The organism is Armatimonadota bacterium, assembly GCA_017993055.1.
Taxonomy (GTDB): domain Bacteria; phylum Armatimonadota; class UBA5829; order DTJY01; family DTJY01; genus JAGONM01.
Genome location: JAGONM010000014.1, coordinates 43,210 through 64,908 on the forward strand (window position 1 = coordinate 43,210; position 21,699 = coordinate 64,908).

A 21,699-nucleotide genomic window follows, 5' to 3' on the forward strand; every position below is an offset into this window, starting at 1 on the left:
CCGGCTCAGCGGCGCTTCATCCTTCTGCGTCTGCTCAGGCCCAGCGCGCCCTTCGGCACGTGTCTGTCCGGCAGGGCATGAGCGAGGATCACCGCCTGCGCCACGCTCGGCAGCGACCTGTCTCGATGCATGTCCGCGTTCTGAATCCTGTCGAGAGTCGTCGCGGGCGCGGCGTAGTCGAAATCCTCGACCTCGCGCCGCTCAATGGGAGCGCCGAGAGTCTTCTCGATATCCCGCACGATCCCCGAGTCGTCGCGGGTGATGAGAGTCATGGCGTCGCCGTCGCGCTCAGCCCTTCCCGTGCGTCCGATCCGATGGATGTAAGTGTCCGGCGTGTCTGGGATGTCGTAGTTGATGACGTGGGAAATTCCCTCGACGTCCAGGCCTCTCGCGGCGATGTCCGTCGCGACGAGAATCTGGCACTTGCCGGAGCGGAAATCGTCGAGCGCGGCCTGCCGCTGGCCCTGCGACTTGTTCGAGTGCAGCGCCGATGTCTTGTACCCGGCCCGCTTGATCTGCTGGGCGACTCGGTCGGCGCGGTGCTTGGTGCGCGTGAAGACGAGCACGGAGTTCGTGTCGGTCTCGTCGAGCAGCCTGAGGATCAGCGAGGTCTTGAGGTGCTGAGGACAAGGGTAGAGGACGTGCGCTACCGTGTTGGGCGGCGCCTCTATGCCGATTGCCACTCGCTTCGGGTCGCAAAGCGTGTCTTTGGCGAGCATCATCAACTCGTCTGCGAATGTGGCTGAGAAGAGCATGCTGTGCCGCTGCCTGGGCAGATAGGACAGAATGCGTCTGATCGAGGGTAGGAATCCCATGTCTAGCATCCTGTCCGCCTCGTCGAGCACTAGTTTCTCCACGCCGGCGAAATCGGTGTTGCGGCGCTCGATGTGATCGAGCAGCCGGCCTGGACACGCCACGATCACATCAGCGCCCGTGCGGAGCGCGCGCTCCTGGGGTGCGAATCCGACTCCACCGTAGACGGTGGCGGTTCTGATCTTCGTGAACTTGCCCAACAGCTTGAACGAATCGCTGATCTGCTCGGCCAGTTCTCTCGTCGGTGTGATAACCAATGCCCTGGTGCAGGGCTTGCTGACCGGGTTGCTCAGCAGATGGTGAAGTATCGGAAGCACGAACGCGGCTGTCTTGCCGGTTCCGGTCTGAGCCGTGCCGATGAGGTCCCTGCCGCTCATGCCTAGCGGGATCGTGGCAGTCTGGACCGGGGTGGGGGTCTCGAATCCGGCCGCGCGGATGGCGCGCTCGAGCCTTGCGTCGAGTCCGAAATCGCCGAATGACGGCGTGCCGACTGGTTCACGATGTTCTGTATTGGAGGTGGAATCCTGCTTGCGTCGGGGGCCGCGCCTGTTCCGACAATCGGAACATCGCACGGGCGGGTTGAAGCCGCGCCGTTCGAAGTCCGCCTGGGATTCTGCGCTGAATGTGAACTCCTGCGCGCAGTCACGGCAGACACATACTCTGTCCTCGTAACTCAAATGAATGCACTCCTGGTTGGTCTATAGTCTATTGTCTCCGAGGCTTGAAGCGAGTGAGCCAGCCGGTCCGAAGACATCCGTGAACAACCAGGTCAGTGCCAAAGCAACGCAGCAACGCTGATACTATACCACATCCCGACAGGTATTACCAGCGCCACTATCTGTCTCCCGCTCTGTCGATCGGCTGGAAGCCGAGCTTGATAGCTGGTGAGTCCTTCCTGAGCCGGAAATCGTACTTCACCGCATTGACGAAAAGCGGATCGGCGACGATTGAGTGGACATCCAGCGCGCGAGCATGCCAGGCATCGAGTCCGCCAGGAAACTCGACCGGCCCTGATGCGTTCCAGTACACGTTCTTGTCAAACTTGTAGGAGTCGCCCGTCAAGTTGCCACCAAGTAGCGGACCATCACCGCTCCAGTACACGATATTGTTCTCAAACGTGAACTGCAGGTGCTCCTCTGGCCGAGACCTCTGGAGCTGCTGCTCCTTCGCAAAGGCGAAGATATTGTTCCGGACGACGTTCTCCTTGCCGTAGTGCTGGTGGAATCCGCCGGTCTTCGTGTTGTAGACGATGTTGTTCTCCGCCAGGATGCCGCTGCTTCCCTCGTCGAAGTAGATGCCCCAGCCGCCGTAGTGATACGACTGTGCGTCGTGGATCAGGTTGCCCCGCAGAACGGTCCCGGGTGACGGCCCGAGCGTGTAGATTCCGCCCATGTCGCTCAGAAGCCCCCTCCCAATGTCGTGGATGTGGTTGTACTCGATGATGTTCTCGACCGCGGGGCTGTACGCATACCCCCATCGCCAGCCGACCGAGATACCCGTGTAGTAGAGATCGTGGATGTGGTTGCGGGAGATCGTGTTGTGCCCGCTGCCTCCGACCCAGATACCGACTGCCGAGTGATGAGTGATTCCGCCGTCGTGGATGTGGTTCTTAGAGATGAGGTTTCGCTCGGTCCGGATGTTATCCGGCGCTTCGTTGAGCGGCTCGCCGATCTTGATCCCGCCGGCGCCCATGTCGTAGATATGGTTGCCGACGATCCGGTTGTCCTGGCACCCGTGGTGGAAGCTGATGCCGTATGTGCCGCACCTCGAGACCTCGCAGCCCTCGATGGCGCAGTGCCTGGCGCCCTTGGCCGTGATCGCTCCCGGCACCGGATATGCCGCCTGGACCGGCACGATCCCCTCTTTGGGCAGCGTCCATCCGCAGTGCATGAACGTCAGCCCCTTGAGCGTGAGGCGTTCCACATACGTGCTGTTCTCAGGGTCACCGTCAATACTTACAAGCTGCTCTAGGTACGGTGCCACAACCTCCGCCGTGTTGCGCCTCTCGTCGTCCATTGGGAAGTACTGCAGCATCCCGGTCGAGCGGTCGAGATAGAACTTGCCGAGTTCGTACAGGTCTTCGCCCACGTTCTCGATGTAGAATCGCATGTCCGAACTCCACGCTCCGAACTTCCAGTTGTTCGAGCCGCTCAGCTTCACGATATGCTTCTCGGGATCGAGGCCGGCCACTCGGAACCTCGGATCATCCCACGCGTTGAAGACCACGACTTCGACGTCGCTGAGGTTCTTCCAGAAGTAGAACTGGCCTTCCTTGTAGACGAACTGGTCGCGCACGCCATCGCCCAGGGACTGCGTGATATTGTGGAAGCTGGCGGACGGCAGTCTCGGTCTGGAGCGCCGCTCTCCGTTGACGTAGAGGTCGCGGAAGTACCACTTGCCTGCCTTGACATCGGGGATTTGCGTCTCCCAGACTCCACCTTCCCCGCGCGTGAACCCGGTGATCATCCTCCCGCCGCTGATGATCGGCTTCTCGCCGGGATATGCTTCGTAGGTCGTGCAGGAATCCCGGGCCGTGAATATCAGTGGTTCATCGAGGAAGTACGTGCCCGCGCGGATCAGTACCGTCCGGGTCCTCTGAGATGTTGGCAGCGCCCTGACGGCTGCTTGCGCTCTCGTGAGGGACGCGAACGGCCCGTCGGTCTGCATCTCGTTGGGCGAATCCAGCGTCCCGCTCCAGGAGTCGTTGCCTGCGGGGGACACGTAGAGATCGGCGTTTGGCATACAGGTTGCCTCCCTTGGCCCGCAGACGAGCAGAGCCAGTGCAAGAGTCATCAGTGTTGAACGGCAGGTCTTGATCATCTCGGCGGCCTCGGATTTCGATGTACCATCGTATTCACTGGCCGATTATCGCACAGCTGCGCTTCCGAGGCAAGCCGTCGGCTTGACAGCGACTAAGAGAGGTGCTAACATTTGGCGTTTCTTGTGAACCGGCTCGGAGACCGTCTCCGTGCCGTGAGCTGGAAGGATGCCAGGACTCTTAGTCTATGAGTGTATACCTCGTTACCGGCGGGGCGGGCTTCATCGGTTCGCACCTGGTGGACCACTTGGTCGGCCAGGGAGAGGAGGTCCGCGTTCTCGACGATTTCTCCACCGGGAACCTCGATAACATACGCCGTAACATGGGCGTGATCGGGCTGACGGAAGGAAGCGTCGCGGACCTGAATACGGTGCGCAAGGCCACGGATGGCGTTGACTACGTTCTGCATCACGCCGCCATAGCCTCTGTCATCAGCTCGATAGAGGATCCCGCCTCAACCCACGATGCAACCCTTACAGGGACCCTGAATGTTCTCATTGCAGCCAGGGATGCGGGTGTTCGGAGAGTTATCCTGGCTTCGTCATCGGCGGTCTACGGTGATCTGCCCGGCCTGCCGAAGACCGAGGAAATGCCGACCGAGTGCCTCTCGCCGTACGCGCTAAGTAAACTCGCCGGCGAGGAATACTGCCGCATGTTCGCGAATCTGTATAGCCTGGAGACGGTTGCGCTCCGGTACTTTAATGTCTTCGGACCTAGGCAGGACCCGGAATCGCAGTATGCCGCCGTCATACCGAAGTTCCTCACGCGGATGCTGGCCGGCAAGCCGCCGACGATATTCGGCGACGGTCTGCAGTCACGGGATTTCACGTACGTCTCGAACAACGTTGCGGCGAACATGCTGGCCTGCCATACACCGGATATCGCCGGCCAGGTGTTCAACATCGCGTGCGGGGAGAGCTACAATCTGCTCGATCTGGTCGCCGGGCTGAACGAGGTGCTCGGCACGAGCATCGAACCGGTTTTCGAGCCGTCTCGCGCGGGGGAAGTGAAGCATTCCGCCGCGGGGATCGAGAAGGCTCGCGGTACGCTCGGATTCGCGCCGTCCGTGGGGTTTCGAGAAGGACTTGCGCGTCTCGCGGCCTGGTTCAAGGAGCAGTAGGGCACGGGGCGCCGCAGGAACTAAGGAGCGGTGCATTGCGTAGATTATCCGGGACATCCGATCGGAAACTCCGAGCAGGACTCCAGACGGCGCCGTTCCGCGCCATAATGTCTGTTGAGAATGCCGGTACTATTACCGGGACGCGCTCGCCGTGCTTTGGCAGGTTCGGTGCGCTCGTTCTCGCGATTCGGCCAAACGTTTCCTCTTCCGGAGGGAGTTAAGCAATGAGACTCATAGCACTCGCCTTTGTCATATCCCTGCTGCTGTCGTACGCTGCGGTGATGCCCGCCGACGCGCAGACGGTCTCGGCGCAGTACCGCATCCAGACCGAGGACGTACTGCGTCTGAGCGTCTGGGGAGAGCCGAACCTCACAGGCGAGCACATGGTGGATCCCGAGGGGAACATCAACATCGCCCTGATCGGCCAGATGCACGTCGAGGGGCTTACTCCCGCCGAACTCATCGAGCAGATTCGCAGAGGGCTCGACATGTACCTTGTTGAGCCCAGGATACAACTTACCATATCGCAGTTCCGAAAGCCCAAGGTGCATGTCCTGGGTGAGGTCAACAGGCCGGGCCAGTTCGAGTTCAAGTACGGCGACCGGGTGATGGAAGCCGTCGCCCAGGGAGGGAGCTTCCGCGAAACCGCCAATCTTCGCGGAGCCATTCTCACTCGCAGGGACATGAACGAGTCCGTTCCACTGGATCTGCACAGGCTGTTTATCCAGGGCGATATGTCCGTCAATATGGAACTGATGGACGGCGACACGATCTTCATCCCCGAGGACACCCAGAACAGGGTATTCGTCCTAGGCGAGGTGCTTCAACCCGGCCAGGTCAAACTCAAAGAGAACATGACCGCAATGGATGCGATATCTATCGCGCGAGGACCGACCGACAGAGGCGTGCTCAAGGGCACCGTTGTGATCCGGGGAGGCGCCGACGGGTCCAGACCGGCGGAACGCATCAAGCTCGACCTCGGCAATTTCATGTCGAAGGCTGACCTGACGCAGAATATCAAGCTCGAACCCGGCGACGTGGTCTACGTTCCGGAGACCGCGAAGCCGGACTGGTCAAAGATATCCCAGGTCGTTTCGGCCGTGTTCAATACCAGCTATCTGCTTAGAATCCTGGGCCTGTAGTGGGCAGTGCGTCCCGGTATCGAGGAGGACACTCTATTGGAACTCTGGCAATACTATCGAATCCTACGGAAGCGCAAGTGGATGATCATCATCGGCAGCCTCATTTGCGTCGGGATCGTCTTCGGCGTAACCTACCTGGGTCCCCAGCAGTTCGAGGCCTGGACGACAGTCATGGAGCGGCTTCCGGGCGAGGACAAGGTCAACATATACACTGCTCCGTTCATGATGCAGGTTGATCCCAAACTGCGTCTGTCCAACCTCGGCCAGCTTGTGAAGAGCCAGACGGTCATGCAGCGGTCCTACGAGACCCTGCTGCGCCTCGGGGTGATCAGCGACCCGGTGAAGATCATGGGCACAGTCGAGGTCACGCCGGTTCTGGATACGATGCTTCTCCGAATAAAGGTGAAGTCCGACACCCAGGCCGAAGCCATGACGACCGCGGACGTCATAACTGTCGAGTTCGTCAAGTTCTACAACGAGATGAACTACGGCGGCGCGACACGCACCAAGGAGTTCATTCAGCGCGAACTGCCCAAGGTCGAGAAGCGGCTCACCGAAGCCCGCGAGGCGATTCGCAAGTATAAGGAGGAATCCGGGGCCGTCATGCTGCCGCGCCAGACCGACATCCTCATCCAGAGGCTGTCTCAACTCGAGATTCAGCTCTCGCAGGTGCAGGTACAGGCGGAGCAGGCCCGCGGCCGAATGGTCAGCCTGGAGCGCAAGCTCGCAGACGAAAAGCAGTTCCCGAGCATACGCGATGCGCAGTCCACGGTCGCCAGCAACCCGATATGGAACTCTCTCGAAGTTGAGCTCTCCAAGCAGGAGATAGAGCTGCAGAAGATGCTGCGCGACCGCAAGCCGGAACATCCCGACGTGCGGGCTCTTATGCAGGCCATAGCTGAAACCAAGCGAAGGCTTGCGGAGGCTGGCAAGATGGCCCTCAGCGCTACGGTAACTTCGACCAACCCGGTGTACGACAATCTGCTCACGAACTACGTGTCCGCTGCCGCCGATTTCTCCGCAGCCGATGCCGCTCGTGCCGCCGCGCAGGCAGAGATTAGCGTTGTCGAGCCGCTTCTCAATGAACTGCCTGTAGAGGAAGCGCGACTGGCTCAGCTGACTCTTGACGAAGATGCTGCTAAGAGCACCTATACCCTGCTGCGCCAGAAACTCGACGAGGCTGCAATCAGGGAGCAGGAGGCCGAGAACGTCAGCTCGATACAGGTCGTGGACCAGGCCCAGTCAGGCCCTGCAGACCCGCGCAAGAGGATGAAGTTGATCCTCGCTCTGCTGCTCAGCCCGGTGCTCTGTTCCGGCATAGCCTTCCTGCTGAACTATCTTGACAACACGATCAAGACGCCCGCCGAGGCCGAGGCCTTGCTGGAGCTTCCGGTCTTTGCCGTCGTTCCGACCGCGAAGTCGCATTCCCTCTCCGATGAGAAGCATCTCCCAGCCGTGATCGGCGCGTCCTATCAGATGCTCTCCACCAACTTGTGGATCAGTCATTCGGAGACGATGGAGGGCAACGGACTGCTCGTCGCCAGCGCGGAGCCCGACACCGGACGCTCGACCACTGCCGCCAACGTCGCCATATCGCTCGCGAGAGACGGTGCCAGGGTCATCCTGGTGGACAGCGACCTGAGGCAGCCCACCCAGCACACGTTCTTCGGCGTCAGCAACGAAAAGGGCCTCAGCAACGTCCTGGCCGGCCAACTGCCGCTCAGGGATGCGCTCCAGCCGACCTCGGTGACCGATCTTCTGATCGTCCCTTCCGGGCCGGTGCCGGGCAATCCCGTTCGTCTCTTCAGGTCTCGCGAAATGGCGAAGTTCGTGAGCGAGATCAACGAGTTGGCGGATTTCGTCATCTTCGACAGTCCTTCCGCTGCTGCGTTTGCCGATGCGACTCTGCTCGCGGTGCTGGTCAAGAACGTGCTCATAGTCCACGCCGCCGGTACCGTGCCTAGAGGCGCCGAGGTGGAACTCCGGGGAAGGCTGGAGCAGGTCGGCGCGAACATGCTGGGCGCGGTGCTCAACATGGCGCGGCCGGAGGACAGTCACGGGTACTACCACTTCAAGATGGGCTACGAGGACGTCATGTCCGAGCGGAGGCGCCTCGAGGCCGCTGGCGTCCGCGCCGCCGCGAAGTCGGAAGCCGCTGACCGTGACGCCGACACTACTGACGACACCGAAGCCTGATTGGAGCAGTGCATGAGTGCGGCATCGGATGAACAGACCCATCGTTCCGGCCTGGAAGGCGAGGGTCGCCTCGAATCTGAGGCGGCCCCGCCTGTTCCTCACATGAGTGCGTGGCAGACTGCGGTCAAGCGGCTGGCGGACTTTCTGTTCTCTCTCACTGCCGTCATCGTGCTTGCGCCGCTCGGATTGATCGTCGCCGCGGCGGTAAAGCTTGACTCGAAGGGGCCGGTCTTCTTCAAGCAGCTTCGCGTAGGCAGGAACGGCGGCCTGTTCACCATCTACAAGTTCCGCTCGATGCATGAGAACGCGGATCAGATGAAACAGCAACTAGAGGAACTGAACGAGGCCGAGGGTCCCGTTTTCAAGATCAAGCGGGATCCCAGGATCACCAGGGTCGGCGCCTTCATCCGCCGGACCAGTCTCGACGAGCTTCCGCAGTTTCTCAACGTCCTGAAAGGCGACATGAGCCTCGTGGGGCCCCGCCCGGCGCTCCCGAAGGAAGTGGACAAATACACCGACTACCAGCGCGGCCGGCTCGCCGTCGTGCCGGGGCTGACGTGTCTCTGGCAGATCCAGGGACGAAGCAGCCTCTCCTTCGAGCGCTGGGTGGAACTCGATCTGGAGTACATTAGCCGCCAGTCGCTCTGGCTTGATCTCGTGATCATCCTCAAGACGATACCGGCGGTGCTGAAGGGGACCGGCGCCTACTAGCCTTGCTCGGCGGCTGCCGGCAGGACACGGCCTGACGGACGAACCCGATGGAGCTTTCCGATATGACCAACAACGAGACAACGACCGCACCGAGCGCTTCGCGGAACGGCAATACGATCCTCGAACTTCGCAAGCTTGACCTGGTGTTTGCCGCAATCCTGCTGATCGTCTTCGGTTGGCTGTACATGCCGGTTTTCAAGTGGTGGTACGGCGTGTGGATGGCAAAGGAGAGCAACTACTCTCACGGCATACTCATCCCGCTGATCTTCGCATTCGTCGTATGGCTCAAAAGGAGGGCCATCGCCGCCGTGCCGATACGACCGTGCGCGTGGGGCTACGCGATTGTGATACCGGCGCTCTTCCTCGTCATGTTCTCCGCGATGGCGAACTCCGCGAGCATAAGGGGAATGCTCTTCCCGATACTCCTCGGCGGCTTTGTGCTCGTACTCCTCGGCAAGGCGATGCTGAAGGAACTCGCGTTTCCTATACTCTACCTCTATTTCATGGCCGTTCTGCCCGGGAACCTCCTGGGGCCGGCCTCCTTCCGGATTCAGATGTGGTCCACGACTGGAGCGGCGACGATCCTGAATCTGATCGGCATCGATGCCGTGCAGGCGGGACAGGTGCTCACCCTGCCGAACGGGGTGGAAGCGCGTGTTGCGGAGGCCTGCAGCGGCTTCCGCCTGCTGATATCCCTTTTCGCGTTCTCCGTGCTCTTTGCGTACCTGAAGGAGGGCCCTTGGTGGGGGTTGATCTTGCTCGTGGCGATCACCCTCCCGCTGAGCGTCTTTGCCAATGCCATCCGCATAACCATGGTCTGTCTCGTCGGCCAGTGGAGAGGGGCCGAGGCGATGCACGCCTTCCATGACTGGTCGGGCTACATCGTCCTGCTTCTCGTGCTCATGTGCCTGCCGTTCCTTGCGAGGTTGTTCAGATGTCGAGATTTCAAGCCCATGCTATTCTCCTGATAGTCCTGTGTTCGCTGGCTCTCGGTTTCACTTGGTCGGTCGCGCCGAGCGATAGGAACCGCGTTACCACCGATTTCGCTCGAATCCCGCTGGAGTTCGGCCACTGGGTGATCTACGACGATACCGGCTTCGACGAGGAGACCAAGCGTCTCCTGCCGTCCAGCAGCCTTATGTACCGGTGGTACGAGCACGACGAGGCCGATGTGAAGGTCGGGCTGGCCATCGTCTACGGGGTGGACCTCGGGAACTTCCACCAGCCTGAGATATGCCTCGAAGGCCAGGGTTGGCGCGGGCAGACGAGGCGCATGGTCAAGATTCGCGACGAGGAGTCCGGCAAGACCTTCGACGCCATGAGCATGGTCATGGAGCACTCCGCGCAGGGTCGAGTGGCATGGCTCTACTGGTTCATGTCCGAGGGCGCCACCTCTACCTCGCTCGGCAACTACAAGACGCGGGTGATGGTAAACCGGCTGATGCTGAAGCAGGTTCGGCCGTCCGCCATGATCCGGATCTCCGCGCCCGTGACGAGCACCGACGAGGAGTCCGAGTCGCATCTCGTTGATTTCGCCCAGTCGGTCCTGCCGTATCTGAAGAAGGAGTTCTACGCCGGCGCCGCGAGCGAGTAGCTGCGGGTCTTTCCGATGCCGTCTCCAGCGTCTTGGTGCGCTTTCTATGCTCGATCAACTCAAGAAACTTGTCGGACATTCCGCGGTATACGGCTTCGGGGTGATGAGTCTGAAGATTTCTCCGCTGATTCTCACCCCATTGTTCTTGCACAGGTTCTCCCGATCTCAGTATGGCACGATGGAGGTGCTGAACACATTTTCCGCCAATCTGCAGGTCGTAATGATGCTCGGCATCGGTTCGGTGCTCATAAAAGTGTACATGAACGATTGCCGGGATCAGCGGGAAAAGCGGGAACTAATGAGTTCCGTGCTGGGGTTCGCCGTGGCGCTCGGCATAGCGCTGGTGATCGTTTCCTACTTTGCCAGGGGTTTCCTCGCATCACTGCTCATCAGCAGCTCGACTCAGGGCATTCTGGTCCTCCTCACAGCCGTATCCTGCGCTTTCATCTTCGTTGACCGGCTGGCGGTGCTGGCCATCAGGGCAAAGCAGTGGCCCGGATGGTATCTGGTCATCAACTTCGCCCACGTGATCGCCGTAGTCGGTCTGAACCTGTATCTGGTTGGGTATCTCAGGTGGGGGGTATACGGTACTCAGCTTGCGGCTGTTCTGGTCGCGGCGTTTACGGTCGCCATGGGGCTGATTCTGATTCGAAGCGATCTCGGCTTGCAGTTCTCGTGGCCTAGACTGCGCTACGTGCTGACGCTGTCTCTGCCTCTCATCCCGGTATCTCTGGCCCCTTGGGTTTTGAACTCATCCGACAGATACTTTCTGACAGCTATGCACGGTCTCGATGCCACGGGCATATACGGCGTTGGATACAAGTTCGGGCAGATGACAACCACAATGATCGTTCAGGCGTTCCAACTGGCTTGGAGTCCGCTCTTCTTCGCTAACGCAAACACACCCACCGGCCCGCAGTTCTGTGCAAGCGTACTCAAGTACTACCTCACATGTCTGATCGCGATGGCGTTGGCAGTGTCCGTCTTTGCGCCCGAACTGCTGAGAGTCATGGGTAAGCAGCAGTTCTGGAGCGCCGCCGCCTACGTGCCTTGGATCGCGCTGGCCTACGTGCTGTATGGACTGCACTTCTTCACCGTGCCGCTCTTCATCCAGGCCAACAGGGGGGCTGCCCTCAGCGTGCTTATGATCGTCATAGCTGGGCTGAATCTCGCGCTCAACTTTGTGCTGATCAAGTACTATGCAACTGATGGGGCCGTGGCGGCCACCGTGATCTGTTTTGCGCTGCTCGCGGTCTACAGCGTCGTCTACGCGAATCGGGCGTATGCGGTCCCTTATCCTGTAGCGGATATACTGAAGGCCGCGGCGGTATCGCTCGCGATATTCTTCGTGTACCGGACATTCCTGGCCCATTCCTGGTCCACTCTGCTGCTCAAGAGTACGTCGGCAGCTCTGTTTCCCGTGGCACTCTACGCGGCAGGGTACTTCAACGACAAGGAGAAGAGCATCCTGCGTCGGATTCCCGGCAAGGTTGCAGGAATAATACGCTCGTCTCGATAGTCGCGCAATAAGGCGGATTCATGATCGCGAACACAAACACGGACACTGATGTTGACACCGCGCTCAGGCGTTTCTTGGATCTGCGCGAGGAGGAGTACAGAAGCCTCTCGACGTCACTCGCCCGCGAGGAACTCGAAGTCTTTGACTCGTACTACCCGAAGTCGCTCTATCTGCCGCCCTCAGGTGCGAGTGGTGATCGCTTCCGTCTGCGCTTTGCCAGGGGGTATCTGCGCTACATCGCATCCGAACTGATCCGGGATCGGGATCGAAAGCCCTATGTCTTTGATGCCGGTAGTGGCCTTGGTACAGAGAGCCTGCTCTTCGCCACTCTGGGCGCGCGCGTTTTCAGCGTTGACCTGAAGAGGGAAAGACGCAAAGTTGCCGAGAAGCGTCGAACATTCTACGAACAGGCGCTTGACATCCAGCTTGACATAGAGTTCCGAACGGATTCGGTATTCAACATTCCCCGCGAACCGCAGTTCGATTACGTATGGAGCAACCAGTCCATATCCCATATTGATCCGGCAGAGGACTTCGTCGAGATGGCCCGGGACGTGTTGCTTCCCGGGGGCCAACTCGTTGTCTCAGATTCCAACGGCAATCTTCTGGGCAGGCTCGCCCTGCTGCGACGACGAGGGCTGAAGGTGCACAAGACGTTCAAGATGGGTGATACTGGGGAGGAAGTCCCATACGCGGACGAGCGGACTTTCAGCTTCGGACAGATTCAGGAGTTGCTCAGGAAAAGCGGCCTGGATGTCGTCCATGCCGAGTGCATGGGGTTTCTCAGAGGCAGAACCGGAGAATGGGTGTTCCGGCATCTCGTTCAGCGGCTTGACAGGATGCCGGTACTCGCCACGAATCTTGGTCGGCTCTACGTGGTCGCCGGCCGCAAGCCGTCAGAGTCGTGAATCTGTTTCGTCTATCGTGAGGTAGATTTCATGCTGCTTTCGAGGAGCCTGAAGAAGAAAATACGCGAAATGGCGAGCAGACGAATCTGGGCGCCTGCCGCCTCGGTCCTCGTCCGTATAGGCGGATCGCCGCTCGCGCAGAGTATCGCCCGGCTGAGGGTGACGCGAGTCCTTGCGGCCGCGATCTCCTTCACATTGCAGGTGATAGTGTTCGGCGCGTGGCGCCTTCTGAAGCGGGCCTGGCGATGGGTCCGCGGCATAGTCAAGAAGTACGAGATCACTGGATGGGTGCTTACGGTCATCGCCTCGGCGGGTCTGGCCGGTGTGCTGTTCATGCAACCCGTCTACCTCAAACTGCTTCTCGGCGCGATCGGGCTCCTGGCATACGCGCTGATCACGTTCAGCCGGCCGCTCGTGGGTCTTCTGATCTGGCTCATCACATCGCTCGTCGTCGGCAACTTCTTCCAGATCAAGTTCATGCCGGGCACTCCCGTCGTCACCGCCGACCGGCTCTTCATGATGGTGATGCTGGCCGCTATGCTCGCGGAGGCCAAGCGTTCCCAGGAATTTCCGAAGCTGACTCTTCTCCACCTTGCGATGTTCCTGTTCATCGGCACCATGCTGCTCGCCACATTTGCGTCCCAGAAGCCGAGGCAGGCGGCCCAGAGCGTCATGGACAGCTATCTCATGCCGATACTCGTCTACCTTTTCGCCCGCCGGTGGGTGAGCAACAGGAATGACCTGCGTCTCGTCTTCGTGAGTGTGATCCTGGTCGGAGTCTATCTGGCGGGATTCGGCATCCCGGAGTACCTGACACATAAGAACCTCTTCCGCATATACGGGACCGCGTGGCAGGAACTGGAGCTCGGCGCGGTCCGGGTCCAGGGGCCTGCCAGATCGCCCCAGGAGTTCGGGATGGTGGTCGCCGCCGCCTGGTTCCTGGCCGTGATTCGGGCGGCTGATCCTGTCTGGAAGCAGAGGCGCGTCCTCTACTGGATACTCGCGGTGATGATGGGGTTTGCCATGCTCTATACCCTCAGGCGCAGCATCTACGTAGGCTGGGTGCTCGGCACCGCCGTCCTGCTGTTCGGAAGCCGTGACTTCCGCCGGATAATGGCCCCGGTGATCGTCTTCGGCGCGATAGCGGTCGCCGCTTTCTGGGGGCCCATCACCTCCCACCCTATCGTCAAGGGTCGTGTCACATCCGTAACCGAGATGTACGGCCGCGCGATCGTGTATACGACCTCGGTTCAGATCATAAAGGAAAACCCGCTGTTCGGAATAGGTGTGCAGAACTATGGCGAAAGAGCACGCGAGTACCTTCGTCCTTACGGCGATATCATGCCTCACCACGGCGCCAGGCTTACGTCTCCGCACAACTCATACCTGAAGATAGCCGTCGAGGGAGGCGCGCTCGCATTTGTGCCGTTTGTCGCGATGCTGGTCGGAATGCTGGCCTATTCGGTTACGGCCTATCGCCGCGCGCCGCCGGGCGTTCTCGGGAAGGGCTTCGTGCTGGCCTTCTGGGCGCTTGCCGCCGGTCACCTGTCTCAGGCCCTTACAACCGACGCATTCTTCTTCTGTCCGTACCTGAGCGCGCTGTACTTCCTTATGTTCGGCTGCATCGCCGGTGCGTACCTGAGACCCGAACCGGCGGCGGAAGTCGCCCTTGATGCCGCAGGCGGGGCTGCCGGCCGATTCCCGCGCAAGGCACGCCCGGCGCCGGTCCGGAACTAGAGCTCGGGCGACCCGCGAAGCTCCGATCGCACACGGAGGAAGCGCATAGTGAACTGTGATTCGATCTCCGCGACCGGACGAATGCCGAAGGTCTGCTTCGTAAGTTGTTCGTTGCGGATGCGCGGTCTGCTGCACCGGGTACCCGATACGCCCACCGGCGGGGCGGAGTTCCAGCAGGTCATCATGGCTCGCGCCCTCGCAGCCGCCGGAACGCCTGTCGAGTTCCTTCTGCTGTCCGAAGACGGCTTCGACGCTGAGGTGACCGACGACGGAATACCGGTAAATCTCGGCATCAGATCGCCTGTCGGGAACAGGTTTTTGCGGACGGCAAAGGCGCTGTTCAGTGTCCTGCATTCCGTCCGCAGAGTACGCGCCGACGTCTACTATGTCCGGGGAGCGTGCGCGGAAGCAGGCTACACGGGCCTCGCGTCCAGGCTCTGTCGCAAGGTGTTCGTATTCGGTGTTGCTCATAACCGGGATCTCGACGGCGGTCACGCGTCAGGCATGAACGCTCTCAACCGGTGGCTCTATAACGCGGCGATCAGGGGCGCGTCGGCTGTGTTCGTCCAGACTGAGGAGCAGATGCGCCTTCTGCACAGCCGTTACGGGCGGGAAGGCATCCTCATCCGGAACATGTGTCCGATTGATCGCGCGCCGGATGACGGCATGGAACGCGACACCATCCTCTGGGTGGGCCGGTTCAGGCCGGTCAAGCGTCCTGAATGGGTGGTCGAGCTGGCATCGCGCATCCCGGACCGGCGGTTCGAGATGATCGGCGGGTTCAACGAAGCAGACCGCCCGCTCTGGCAGAGGGTCGTTGACGGCGCCGACGGGCTCGGCAATTTGAGACTTGCGGGGCAGGTCTCGGCGGGCGAAACGGAGTCTTACTACCGGCGAGCCATGATGCTCGTGCTTACCTCGGAAGCGGAGGGATTCCCGAACGTCTTCCTGGAAGCGTGCAGAGCCGGGATACCGACGGTCACCACCTTTGACCCCGATGGCCTGATAGCCGCTCGGGGCCTTGGGTATCACTGTGGCGATATCGAGGAACTGATCGCCAGGGTCAGGGAACTCGCCGAGGACGAACAGACGCGCCGGGAGATGGGCAGGCGCGCCTTCGAATACGTGAGGGATAATCATTCTACTGAGGCGGTCGCCGCGCGGCTGATCGAGACGTTCGGCCGCCTGGCCGCCGACAGGTCGCGCGTATCATCAGGCAGGAAATGAACAACGAGTTCGCGGACAGAAGATACCGGGTCTGCCTCATCTCCACCTCTCCCATCCTGAGCAAGCTGCTGCTCGGGATGAAGCCTGATTTCATGGGAGGGGCCGAAGTCCAGCAGACCCTGATCGTGGAGATGCTGAAAGACATCGGATGCGAGGTATCAGCGCTTGTGCACGACTTCGGCCAGCAGGATGAGGTCGTTACTCCTGAAGGACTCAGGCTGATCAAGGCCTACCGTCCGGGCGGCAAGTGGAAGTGGCTGTTGAAACCCTGGAAATATCCCATGTGGCTGGCGATCAAGCGTGCCGATGCCAATCTCTACTATCAACGAGCCACCGGGACCATGACAGGGGTTCTGGCGATGCTGTGCAGGCGGTTCGGGCGTCCGTTCGTCCACGCCACTTCGATAGACCTCGATCTCGACGGCACCAAAGAGAGTCGCCTCAACCCGATGAAGCGCATGGTCTACAGGCATGGTATTCGGCACGCGGAAATGATAGTCGTCCAGACCGATCAGCAGAACAGCGATCTGAAGCGGCGCTTCGGGCGAGAGGGGTTCATCATCAGGAACACCTTCTCGATTCCGGAGCACGAGCCTTCGCCCGGTCGAAGCGCCGTCCTCTGGGTCGGCAGTTTCCGGGATCACAAGCATCCTGAGATGTTCCTGCAAGTTGCTCGGCGGCTTCCCGACGTGCAGTTCCTGATGGTCGGAGGGGCGTATCACTCTCACCCGCAGCTCTTCGATGGCATCATGAAGCAGTCTGAGAGCGTGCCGAACATCGAGCTGACCGGTCTGGTGCCCTACGACGAAGTCGGGACGCACTTCGACAGGGCGGCGCTGTTCGTCTGCACGTCCGAGATGGAAGGCTTCCCGAACACTTTCCTGCAGTCCTGGAGCCGCGGCATCCCGGTCATATCCACCGTGGATCCCGACGGCCTGATTCAGCGGTACGACCTCGGCAGGTTCTGTGAGTCGCTCGACGATGTCGTCGAGGCCGTACGGCATCTGTCCTCGGATTCGCAGGCGCGCGACGACATAGGCTCCCGCGCGCGGGAGTACGTCAGGCTGAACCACCATCCGGACGCAGTGAAGGCCCGCTATCGTGAACTGATCGAAACGGCTATGGGGCAGAGATGAACCGCGAGCAGGCAAACCGAATCACGGTCGCTCATCTGATCGGGCGTCTCAATATAGGCGGCGCGGAGGAGCAGTTGGTCTCTCTCGCGCCGGAGTTCGACGCTGGGCGCTTTCGAGTAATCGTGTGCGTTCTTCAGCCCGGGGGAACCTTGGAGAATCGCCTCGAAGCCGCCGATGTTAAGTACCATTCGTTCGGTTTTCGCCTTCGCAGCGCTCCTCTGGCGGTCTTGCGGATATGCTCCTTCTTGAAGCGGGAGAGGGTAGACGTACTCCACATGCATATGTATCATGCCGCGCTGTACGGGCGGATCGCGGGGCTCTTGGCCAGGGTGCCGGTGATGATCACGACGGACCATGGCAAGGGGATGTGGAAGAAGCCGTGGCAGGTTGCTTTCGAGCGATACATGGTGAGGCACACGGCCCTGCGGATCGGCGTCTCTCAAGACGTAGCAGATATCATCCGCAACCGCGAGCGTGTCCCCGACGATAAACTGATAGTCGTTCGTAACGGTGTGAACGCAGAGCGTTTCCGCGCAGGCGAGGCGGAACGAGCATCGGTACGGACCGAACTCGGGGTCACAGAACATACGTTTCTGGTCGGCACACTTGCGCGTCTCGTCGAACCGAAGGCGCTCCACGTGATGATCGAAGCCGTCTCGATTGCGTCGAAGGACGTGCCGGGCATCCGCCTCCTGATCGTTGGTGACGGGCCGCTTCGCGCGGAACTCGACAAGTGTGCCTCCGACCTCGGCGTCCGTGACGGGGTGATCTTCACTGGCGCGAGGAGCGACGTCCCGGGATTGCTCGCCGCGATGGATGTGTTCGCGCTTTCCTCGATCCGCGAGGGTCTGCCGATATCACTGCTCGAGGCGATGGCGGCCGGCAAACCGATCGTCGCTACGAGGGTGGGGGGCATTCCCGATGTGATCGCCGACCGCGAAGACGGCCTGCTGGTCGAGCCGGACGCACCGCAGGCATTCGCCGATGCGATATGTGACCTGGCTGCCGATGCCGATCTGGCGTCCCGGCTCGGGCAACGCGCGGCGGAGAAGGCGGAGTCGGATTACTCAGTCAAGGCCACCGCCCGAAAGCTGGAAGAGATATATGCGCGGTTGTCCGCGGGTCAGTCCGCCGCCGGATAGACTATATGAGCAATAAACCCTACAGCGTCCCCGTCCTGATGTACCACACGGTCGGCCCGGAAATTGGCGGATGGCCATGGCCCTGGCTTACGACTCCCATCGAGGTCTTCGAGGATCAGGTCGTGGCGATGGCTCGGGAGGGTTACATTTCCATCGGACTTGGAGACTTGTATGCGTACATGAAGGAGGGCAGGAGACTGCCCGGGAGAGCGGTCGTCCTGACCTTCGATGACGGCTACCTTGATAACTATGTCTACGCCTATCCGATCCTCAAGAAGCACGGGTACAAGGGCACGGTCTTCGTCTCCACGGATTTCGTAGACCCTTCGCCGAAGCCTCGGAACACCTTGGACGATGTGTGGGCTGGCAGGGCCGCCCGATCCGATCTGCCCGGGCCCGGCTTTCTATCATGGGCCGAGATGCGGCGGATGGAGTCCGAAGGCGTGATGGAGGTTCAGTCGCATACCTGTACGCACACTTGGTGTTTCAACGGGCCTCGCATCATCGATTTCCACTCGCCCGAAAGCGCCGAGAGGTATCCGTGGCTTATGTGGAATGCGCGTCCCGACCTGAAGCCTCGCTATCTCTCTGAAGATCAGAGCTCGCTCGTACCTTTTGGGACGCCTATCTACGAGCACGGCAGGGCTCTCTCCGGGCCTCAGTATCTTCCCGACCACGAGCTTGCGGCCCATCTTGTCGAGGCAGTCGTCGGGGAGGATTTCTTCCTGCGTGCCGAGTGGAGGAACGAACTGCTGGAGATCGCACGATCATTTCGGGAAGAGCACGGGGATAGGGGGCGGATGGAGTCGGGCAGTGAGTATCTCAAGCGCGCCCGATGCGAGCTCTGTGAGAGTAAGCGCCTGCTGGAGGAGAATCTCGGCCATGAAGTGAGATTCCTCTGCTGGCCGGGAGGCGGCCGGAGTCCAGAGGTCGAGCGTCTCGCGCTGGAGGTCGGCTACGCAGCTAGCACGAAGTCCGGTAGTTCCACAGGCCGAACGCCGAACGCGCCCGGAGCCGATCCGGCGTGGATCAACCGGATCGGATGCCAGGACGCCTGGCATTTCCGCGGTCGCAAGATCGCCTATACGGACGGCGAGTACCTGTTGTCTCGGTTGCGGGTCTTTCAGGGAGACAAGATGCATCTCTGGCCGCTGCGATTTCGCAAGATCGGCTGGCTGATCGGATACTATCTCTTGGGGAGGCGTCCGTGAATCCCTTCATGTTGCGCTCCGTCATCTATCCGGCATACAGGTTCGCGAAGCGTGATCGCGTGATGGGCTTCGTGTCCGAGTTGGCGCGAACGGAACGGTTGGGCCGCGCTGAGGTTCTCGAGTACCAGTGGTTCAAGCTGACCAGGTTGCTGGAACATGCCTGCTCCACGGTACCCTATTACTCGGAGGCCCTCCAGAGTGCGGGAATCACGCCTGCGGACATTCGGTCGCCCGATGATATGCGTCGGCTGCCCGTGCTGACCAAGGATATCATCCGCGCTGATCTGGAGCGTCTTGTCAGCACGGCAGTCCCCAGGGAGCGTATACGCAAGGACAGTACTGGCGGATCTACGGGTGAACCGACGTGGTATTATGTGGACGACAACTCGAGCCAGGCCAGGCAGGCAATCGTTCTGCGGGGAAATGGATGGTGCGGGGCGCGCATGGGCGACAGGTCGGCGACCCTGTGGGGCGCGGCGTTTGACCTGACTCCACACAAGAAGCTCAAGGGCCGGCTGAAGTCCGCCATCATGAACACGCTGTTCCTCTGCTCCTACAACCTGAACAGCGAAACGATGGCGGAGTACGCTCGAGCCCTGCAGAAGTTCCGGCCGAAGCTGCTGACCTCGTACCCGACGCCTCTCGTGACATTCGCCGAGTTCCTGCGGAACAATCCCGAGTACTCGGTTCGCCCCGGTGCGATCATCGCGTCTAGCGAGACCATGTTCGACGAACAGCGCGAGATCATCGAGCAGACATACGGATGCAGGGTGTTCAATCGCTACGGCTCAAGGGAGTTCGGCAATATTGCCCACGAGTGCAATGCGCATGGGGGACTGCATGTCAACGTGGAGCGCTTCTTTGTTGAGTATCTCAAAGAAGACGGCACACCCGCTAGACCTGGCGAGACCGGCGAGATGCTCATCACCGATCTGGACAACTTCGGCATGCCTTTCATCCGATACAGGATCGACGATCTAGCGGTTCCGTCCGACAGGGAGTGTTCCTGCGGGCGCGGTCTGCCGATGATAGAAAAGGTCGAGGGTCGCGTGTTCGATGTCATCGTCACGCGGTCAGGGTCGCGTTTCCCGGGCACCTTCTGGACGCTGCTGTCTAGGGCGGTCCCGGGTATATCGAAGTTTCAGATCTGGCAGGCAGAGCCCTCGGGGATCGTGTTCAGGATCGTTCCGAACGCGGAGTTCAAGGAAGAATACCTAGAGAAACTGGCGGAGATCATCGCCGAGCAAACCGGAGGTGATCTCCAAGTCGAGTTCGACGTAGTGGACTCGATCCCACTCACGCGGGCGGGCAAGCATCGTTTCATCATCTCTGAGATAGGCAGATCCGGGGAATAGCAGGACACCCGAGCATCATGACTGAGACCGCGCAGCGGATATGCCTTCTCACGGAGGAGCTTCATCCCCCGTTCGATGAAGGCTACAAGAACTTCACGTACCACCTGTTTCGCGAGTCGGCCGCGAGGCACGAAGTGCTCCGTCTTGGATCTGGCGATCCGGGCGTGATTGACGTGCAGGTGCAGGCAGACAAGCTGCTGCTCAACGCCGATATCCGCCGGGCGATTCTGGAGTTCCGTCCCGACGCGTTGGTATACGTACCGGTTGCGTCCGCGACCCCGGCGAGCTTCCTGAGATCGCGTACGCTCAGGTCGTACGCGCGTGGCGCTCCTGTCGTCATGATTGGTCTCCAGCCGAGGTCGTATCCGGTATACCTATGGCCGATCCTGCGAGCGGTCGCCCCGGACCGGGTCTACGTGCAGTCCGAGGCGAGCAGGAGGATGTTGGAGGCTATCGGCATTGACGCGGGCGTCGTTCACGCCGGTGTTGACGCAGAGAGGTTCCGACCGGTAGAAGCTTCCGAGAGAGCTCGGCTTCGCGCGGAGCATGGGGTTGCCCCCGATGCATATGTAGTTCTTCACGTCGGACACATCAATGAGCGCCGAAACCTGCAGGGGATGGCGGATGTTGCGTCCGCATCGGGAGTGCAGGCGTTAGTCGTCGGCAGCACGAGCACACCTCAGGACGCGGGACTTGCCGCGAGCCTGCGTGAGAGCGGCGTCATCGTTCTGGACGGGTATGCCGAGCGGATCGAGGAGGTCTATCAGCTTGCTGATCTCTATGTGTTCCCGGTGTTCGACGATACTGGCGCCGTCGAGATGCCGCTCTCGGTGCTCGAAGCGATGTCGTGCGACTTGCCCGTGGTGAGTACGAGGTTCGGCGGGCTGATCGACCGATTCGGCGGTGGCAACGGTGTGTATTACGCCGAGAGTTCCGAGGCGCTGATTGAGCAGATAGGGCGAGTGCGGCAGTTCGGCGAAGCAAAGAACAGAGAGAAGGTTGCATCGTATACCTGGCCGGCGGTCGTCGAGGCGTTTCTCGGCGATGTGGACGAGTTGATTGCGAGGTAG

The 21,699-nt window shown here is 60.6% G+C and carries 17 protein-coding genes; 15 read left to right on the plus strand and 2 right to left on the minus strand.

The window, feature by feature from the left end:
• Positions 1 to 5: 5 nt before the first annotated feature.
• Complete coding sequence (locus KBC96_07290; GenBank protein MBP6964191.1) at positions 6 to 1,490, minus strand: DEAD/DEAH box helicase; 1,485 nt, start codon at positions 1,488 to 1,490, stop codon at positions 6 to 8.
• A 157-nt stretch (positions 1,491 to 1,647) separates the two neighbouring features.
• On the minus strand, positions 1,648 to 3,555 hold the full coding sequence (locus KBC96_07295) for a right-handed parallel beta-helix repeat-containing protein (protein ID MBP6964192.1): 1,908 nt from the start codon (positions 3,553 to 3,555) through the stop codon (positions 1,648 to 1,650).
• A 263-nt stretch (positions 3,556 to 3,818) separates the two neighbouring features.
• Here KBC96_07295 and KBC96_07300 point away from each other — a divergent pair, with 263 nt between their 5' ends.
• The 15 genes from KBC96_07300 (at position 3,819) to KBC96_07370 (ending at position 21,699) form a co-directional block, all read left to right on the plus strand.
• Positions 3,819 to 4,751: an SDR family oxidoreductase gene (locus tag KBC96_07300; protein ID MBP6964193.1), complete on the plus strand. Its 933-nt coding sequence runs from the start codon at positions 3,819 to 3,821 to the stop codon at positions 4,749 to 4,751.
• Between the two features lie 224 nt (positions 4,752 to 4,975).
• A complete protein-coding gene (locus KBC96_07305) occupies positions 4,976 to 5,893 on the plus strand; it encodes a polysaccharide biosynthesis/export family protein (GenBank protein MBP6964194.1) in 918 nt (305 codons plus the stop codon).
• 36 nt (positions 5,894 to 5,929) lie between these two features.
• A complete protein-coding gene (locus KBC96_07310; protein MBP6964195.1) occupies positions 5,930 to 8,089 on the plus strand; it encodes a polysaccharide biosynthesis tyrosine autokinase in 2,160 nt (719 codons plus the stop codon).
• Between the two features lie 12 nt (positions 8,090 to 8,101).
• Entirely contained in the window at positions 8,102 to 8,800 is a 699-nt protein-coding gene (locus KBC96_07315; protein ID MBP6964196.1) for a sugar transferase, read from the plus strand.
• A gap of 62 nt (positions 8,801 to 8,862) precedes the next feature.
• On the plus strand, positions 8,863 to 9,768 hold the full coding sequence (locus tag KBC96_07320) for an exosortase/archaeosortase family protein (GenBank protein ID MBP6964197.1): 906 nt from the start codon (positions 8,863 to 8,865) through the stop codon (positions 9,766 to 9,768).
• Positions 9,735 to 10,394: an EpsI family protein gene (locus KBC96_07325; GenBank protein MBP6964198.1), complete on the plus strand. Its 660-nt coding sequence runs from the start codon at positions 9,735 to 9,737 to the stop codon at positions 10,392 to 10,394. The genes KBC96_07320 and KBC96_07325 overlap by 34 nt, the downstream gene beginning before the upstream one ends.
• A 46-nt stretch (positions 10,395 to 10,440) precedes the next feature.
• Positions 10,441 to 11,913, plus strand: a complete 1,473-nt coding sequence (locus tag KBC96_07330) for a polysaccharide biosynthesis C-terminal domain-containing protein (protein MBP6964199.1) — start codon at positions 10,441 to 10,443, stop codon at positions 11,911 to 11,913.
• A 20-nt stretch (positions 11,914 to 11,933) separates the two neighbouring features.
• Positions 11,934 to 12,821, plus strand: coding sequence for a class I SAM-dependent methyltransferase (locus tag KBC96_07335; protein ID MBP6964200.1), 888 nt, complete (start codon positions 11,934 to 11,936; stop codon positions 12,819 to 12,821).
• 69 nt (positions 12,822 to 12,890) lie between these two features.
• Complete coding sequence (locus tag KBC96_07340) at positions 12,891 to 14,558, plus strand: O-antigen ligase family protein (GenBank protein ID MBP6964201.1); 1,668 nt, start codon at positions 12,891 to 12,893, stop codon at positions 14,556 to 14,558.
• Between the two features lie 48 nt (positions 14,559 to 14,606).
• Complete coding sequence (locus KBC96_07345; protein ID MBP6964202.1) at positions 14,607 to 15,785, plus strand: glycosyltransferase family 4 protein; 1,179 nt, start codon at positions 14,607 to 14,609, stop codon at positions 15,783 to 15,785.
• The gene (locus KBC96_07350) at positions 15,782 to 16,921 is read left to right on the plus strand and encodes a glycosyltransferase family 4 protein (GenBank protein ID MBP6964203.1); all 1,140 of its coding nucleotides are present in this window, start codon (positions 15,782 to 15,784) and stop codon (positions 16,919 to 16,921) included. The genes KBC96_07345 and KBC96_07350 overlap by 4 nt, the downstream gene beginning before the upstream one ends.
• On the plus strand, positions 16,918 to 18,063 hold the full coding sequence (locus tag KBC96_07355; GenBank protein ID MBP6964204.1) for a glycosyltransferase: 1,146 nt from the start codon (positions 16,918 to 16,920) through the stop codon (positions 18,061 to 18,063). The genes KBC96_07350 and KBC96_07355 overlap by 4 nt, the downstream gene beginning before the upstream one ends.
• Before the next feature lie 5 nt (positions 18,064 to 18,068).
• Complete coding sequence (locus tag KBC96_07360) at positions 18,069 to 19,274, plus strand: polysaccharide deacetylase family protein (protein MBP6964205.1); 1,206 nt, start codon at positions 18,069 to 18,071, stop codon at positions 19,272 to 19,274.
• Positions 19,271 to 20,629, plus strand: coding sequence for a phenylacetate--CoA ligase family protein (locus tag KBC96_07365; GenBank protein MBP6964206.1), 1,359 nt, complete (start codon positions 19,271 to 19,273; stop codon positions 20,627 to 20,629). The genes KBC96_07360 and KBC96_07365 overlap by 4 nt, the downstream gene beginning before the upstream one ends.
• Positions 20,630 to 20,646: 17 nt before the next feature.
• Entirely contained in the window at positions 20,647 to 21,699 is a 1,053-nt protein-coding gene (locus KBC96_07370) for a glycosyltransferase family 4 protein (protein MBP6964207.1), read from the plus strand.

Excerpts from the sequence above, each read along its gene's own strand:
- KBC96_07320 (MBP6964197.1), top strand. The coding sequence starts at position 8,863 with ATGACCAACAACGAGACAACGACCGCACCGAGCGCTTCGCGGAACGGC.
- KBC96_07350 (MBP6964203.1), top strand. The coding sequence starts at position 15,782 with ATGAACAACGAGTTCGCGGACAGAAGATACCGGGTCTGCCTCATCTCC.
- KBC96_07315 (MBP6964196.1), top strand. The coding sequence starts at position 8,102 with ATGAGTGCGGCATCGGATGAACAGACCCATCGTTCCGGCCTGGAAGGC.
- KBC96_07370 (MBP6964207.1), top strand. The coding sequence starts at position 20,647 with ATGACTGAGACCGCGCAGCGGATATGCCTTCTCACGGAGGAGCTTCAT.
- KBC96_07335 (MBP6964200.1), top strand. The coding sequence starts at position 11,934 with ATGATCGCGAACACAAACACGGACACTGATGTTGACACCGCGCTCAGG.
- KBC96_07330 (MBP6964199.1), top strand. The coding sequence starts at position 10,441 with ATGCTCGATCAACTCAAGAAACTTGTCGGACATTCCGCGGTATACGGC.
- KBC96_07305 (MBP6964194.1), top strand. The coding sequence starts at position 4,976 with ATGAGACTCATAGCACTCGCCTTTGTCATATCCCTGCTGCTGTCGTAC.
- KBC96_07355 (MBP6964204.1), top strand. The coding sequence starts at position 16,918 with ATGAACCGCGAGCAGGCAAACCGAATCACGGTCGCTCATCTGATCGGG.
- KBC96_07340 (MBP6964201.1), top strand. The coding sequence starts at position 12,891 with ATGGCGAGCAGACGAATCTGGGCGCCTGCCGCCTCGGTCCTCGTCCGT.
- KBC96_07325 (MBP6964198.1), top strand. The coding sequence starts at position 9,735 with ATGTCGAGATTTCAAGCCCATGCTATTCTCCTGATAGTCCTGTGTTCG.
- KBC96_07295 (MBP6964192.1), bottom strand. The coding sequence starts at position 3,555 with ATGCCAAACGCCGATCTCTACGTGTCCCCCGCAGGCAACGACTCCTGG.
- KBC96_07300 (MBP6964193.1), top strand. The coding sequence starts at position 3,819 with ATGAGTGTATACCTCGTTACCGGCGGGGCGGGCTTCATCGGTTCGCAC.
- KBC96_07360 (MBP6964205.1), top strand. The coding sequence starts at position 18,069 with ATGAGCAATAAACCCTACAGCGTCCCCGTCCTGATGTACCACACGGTC.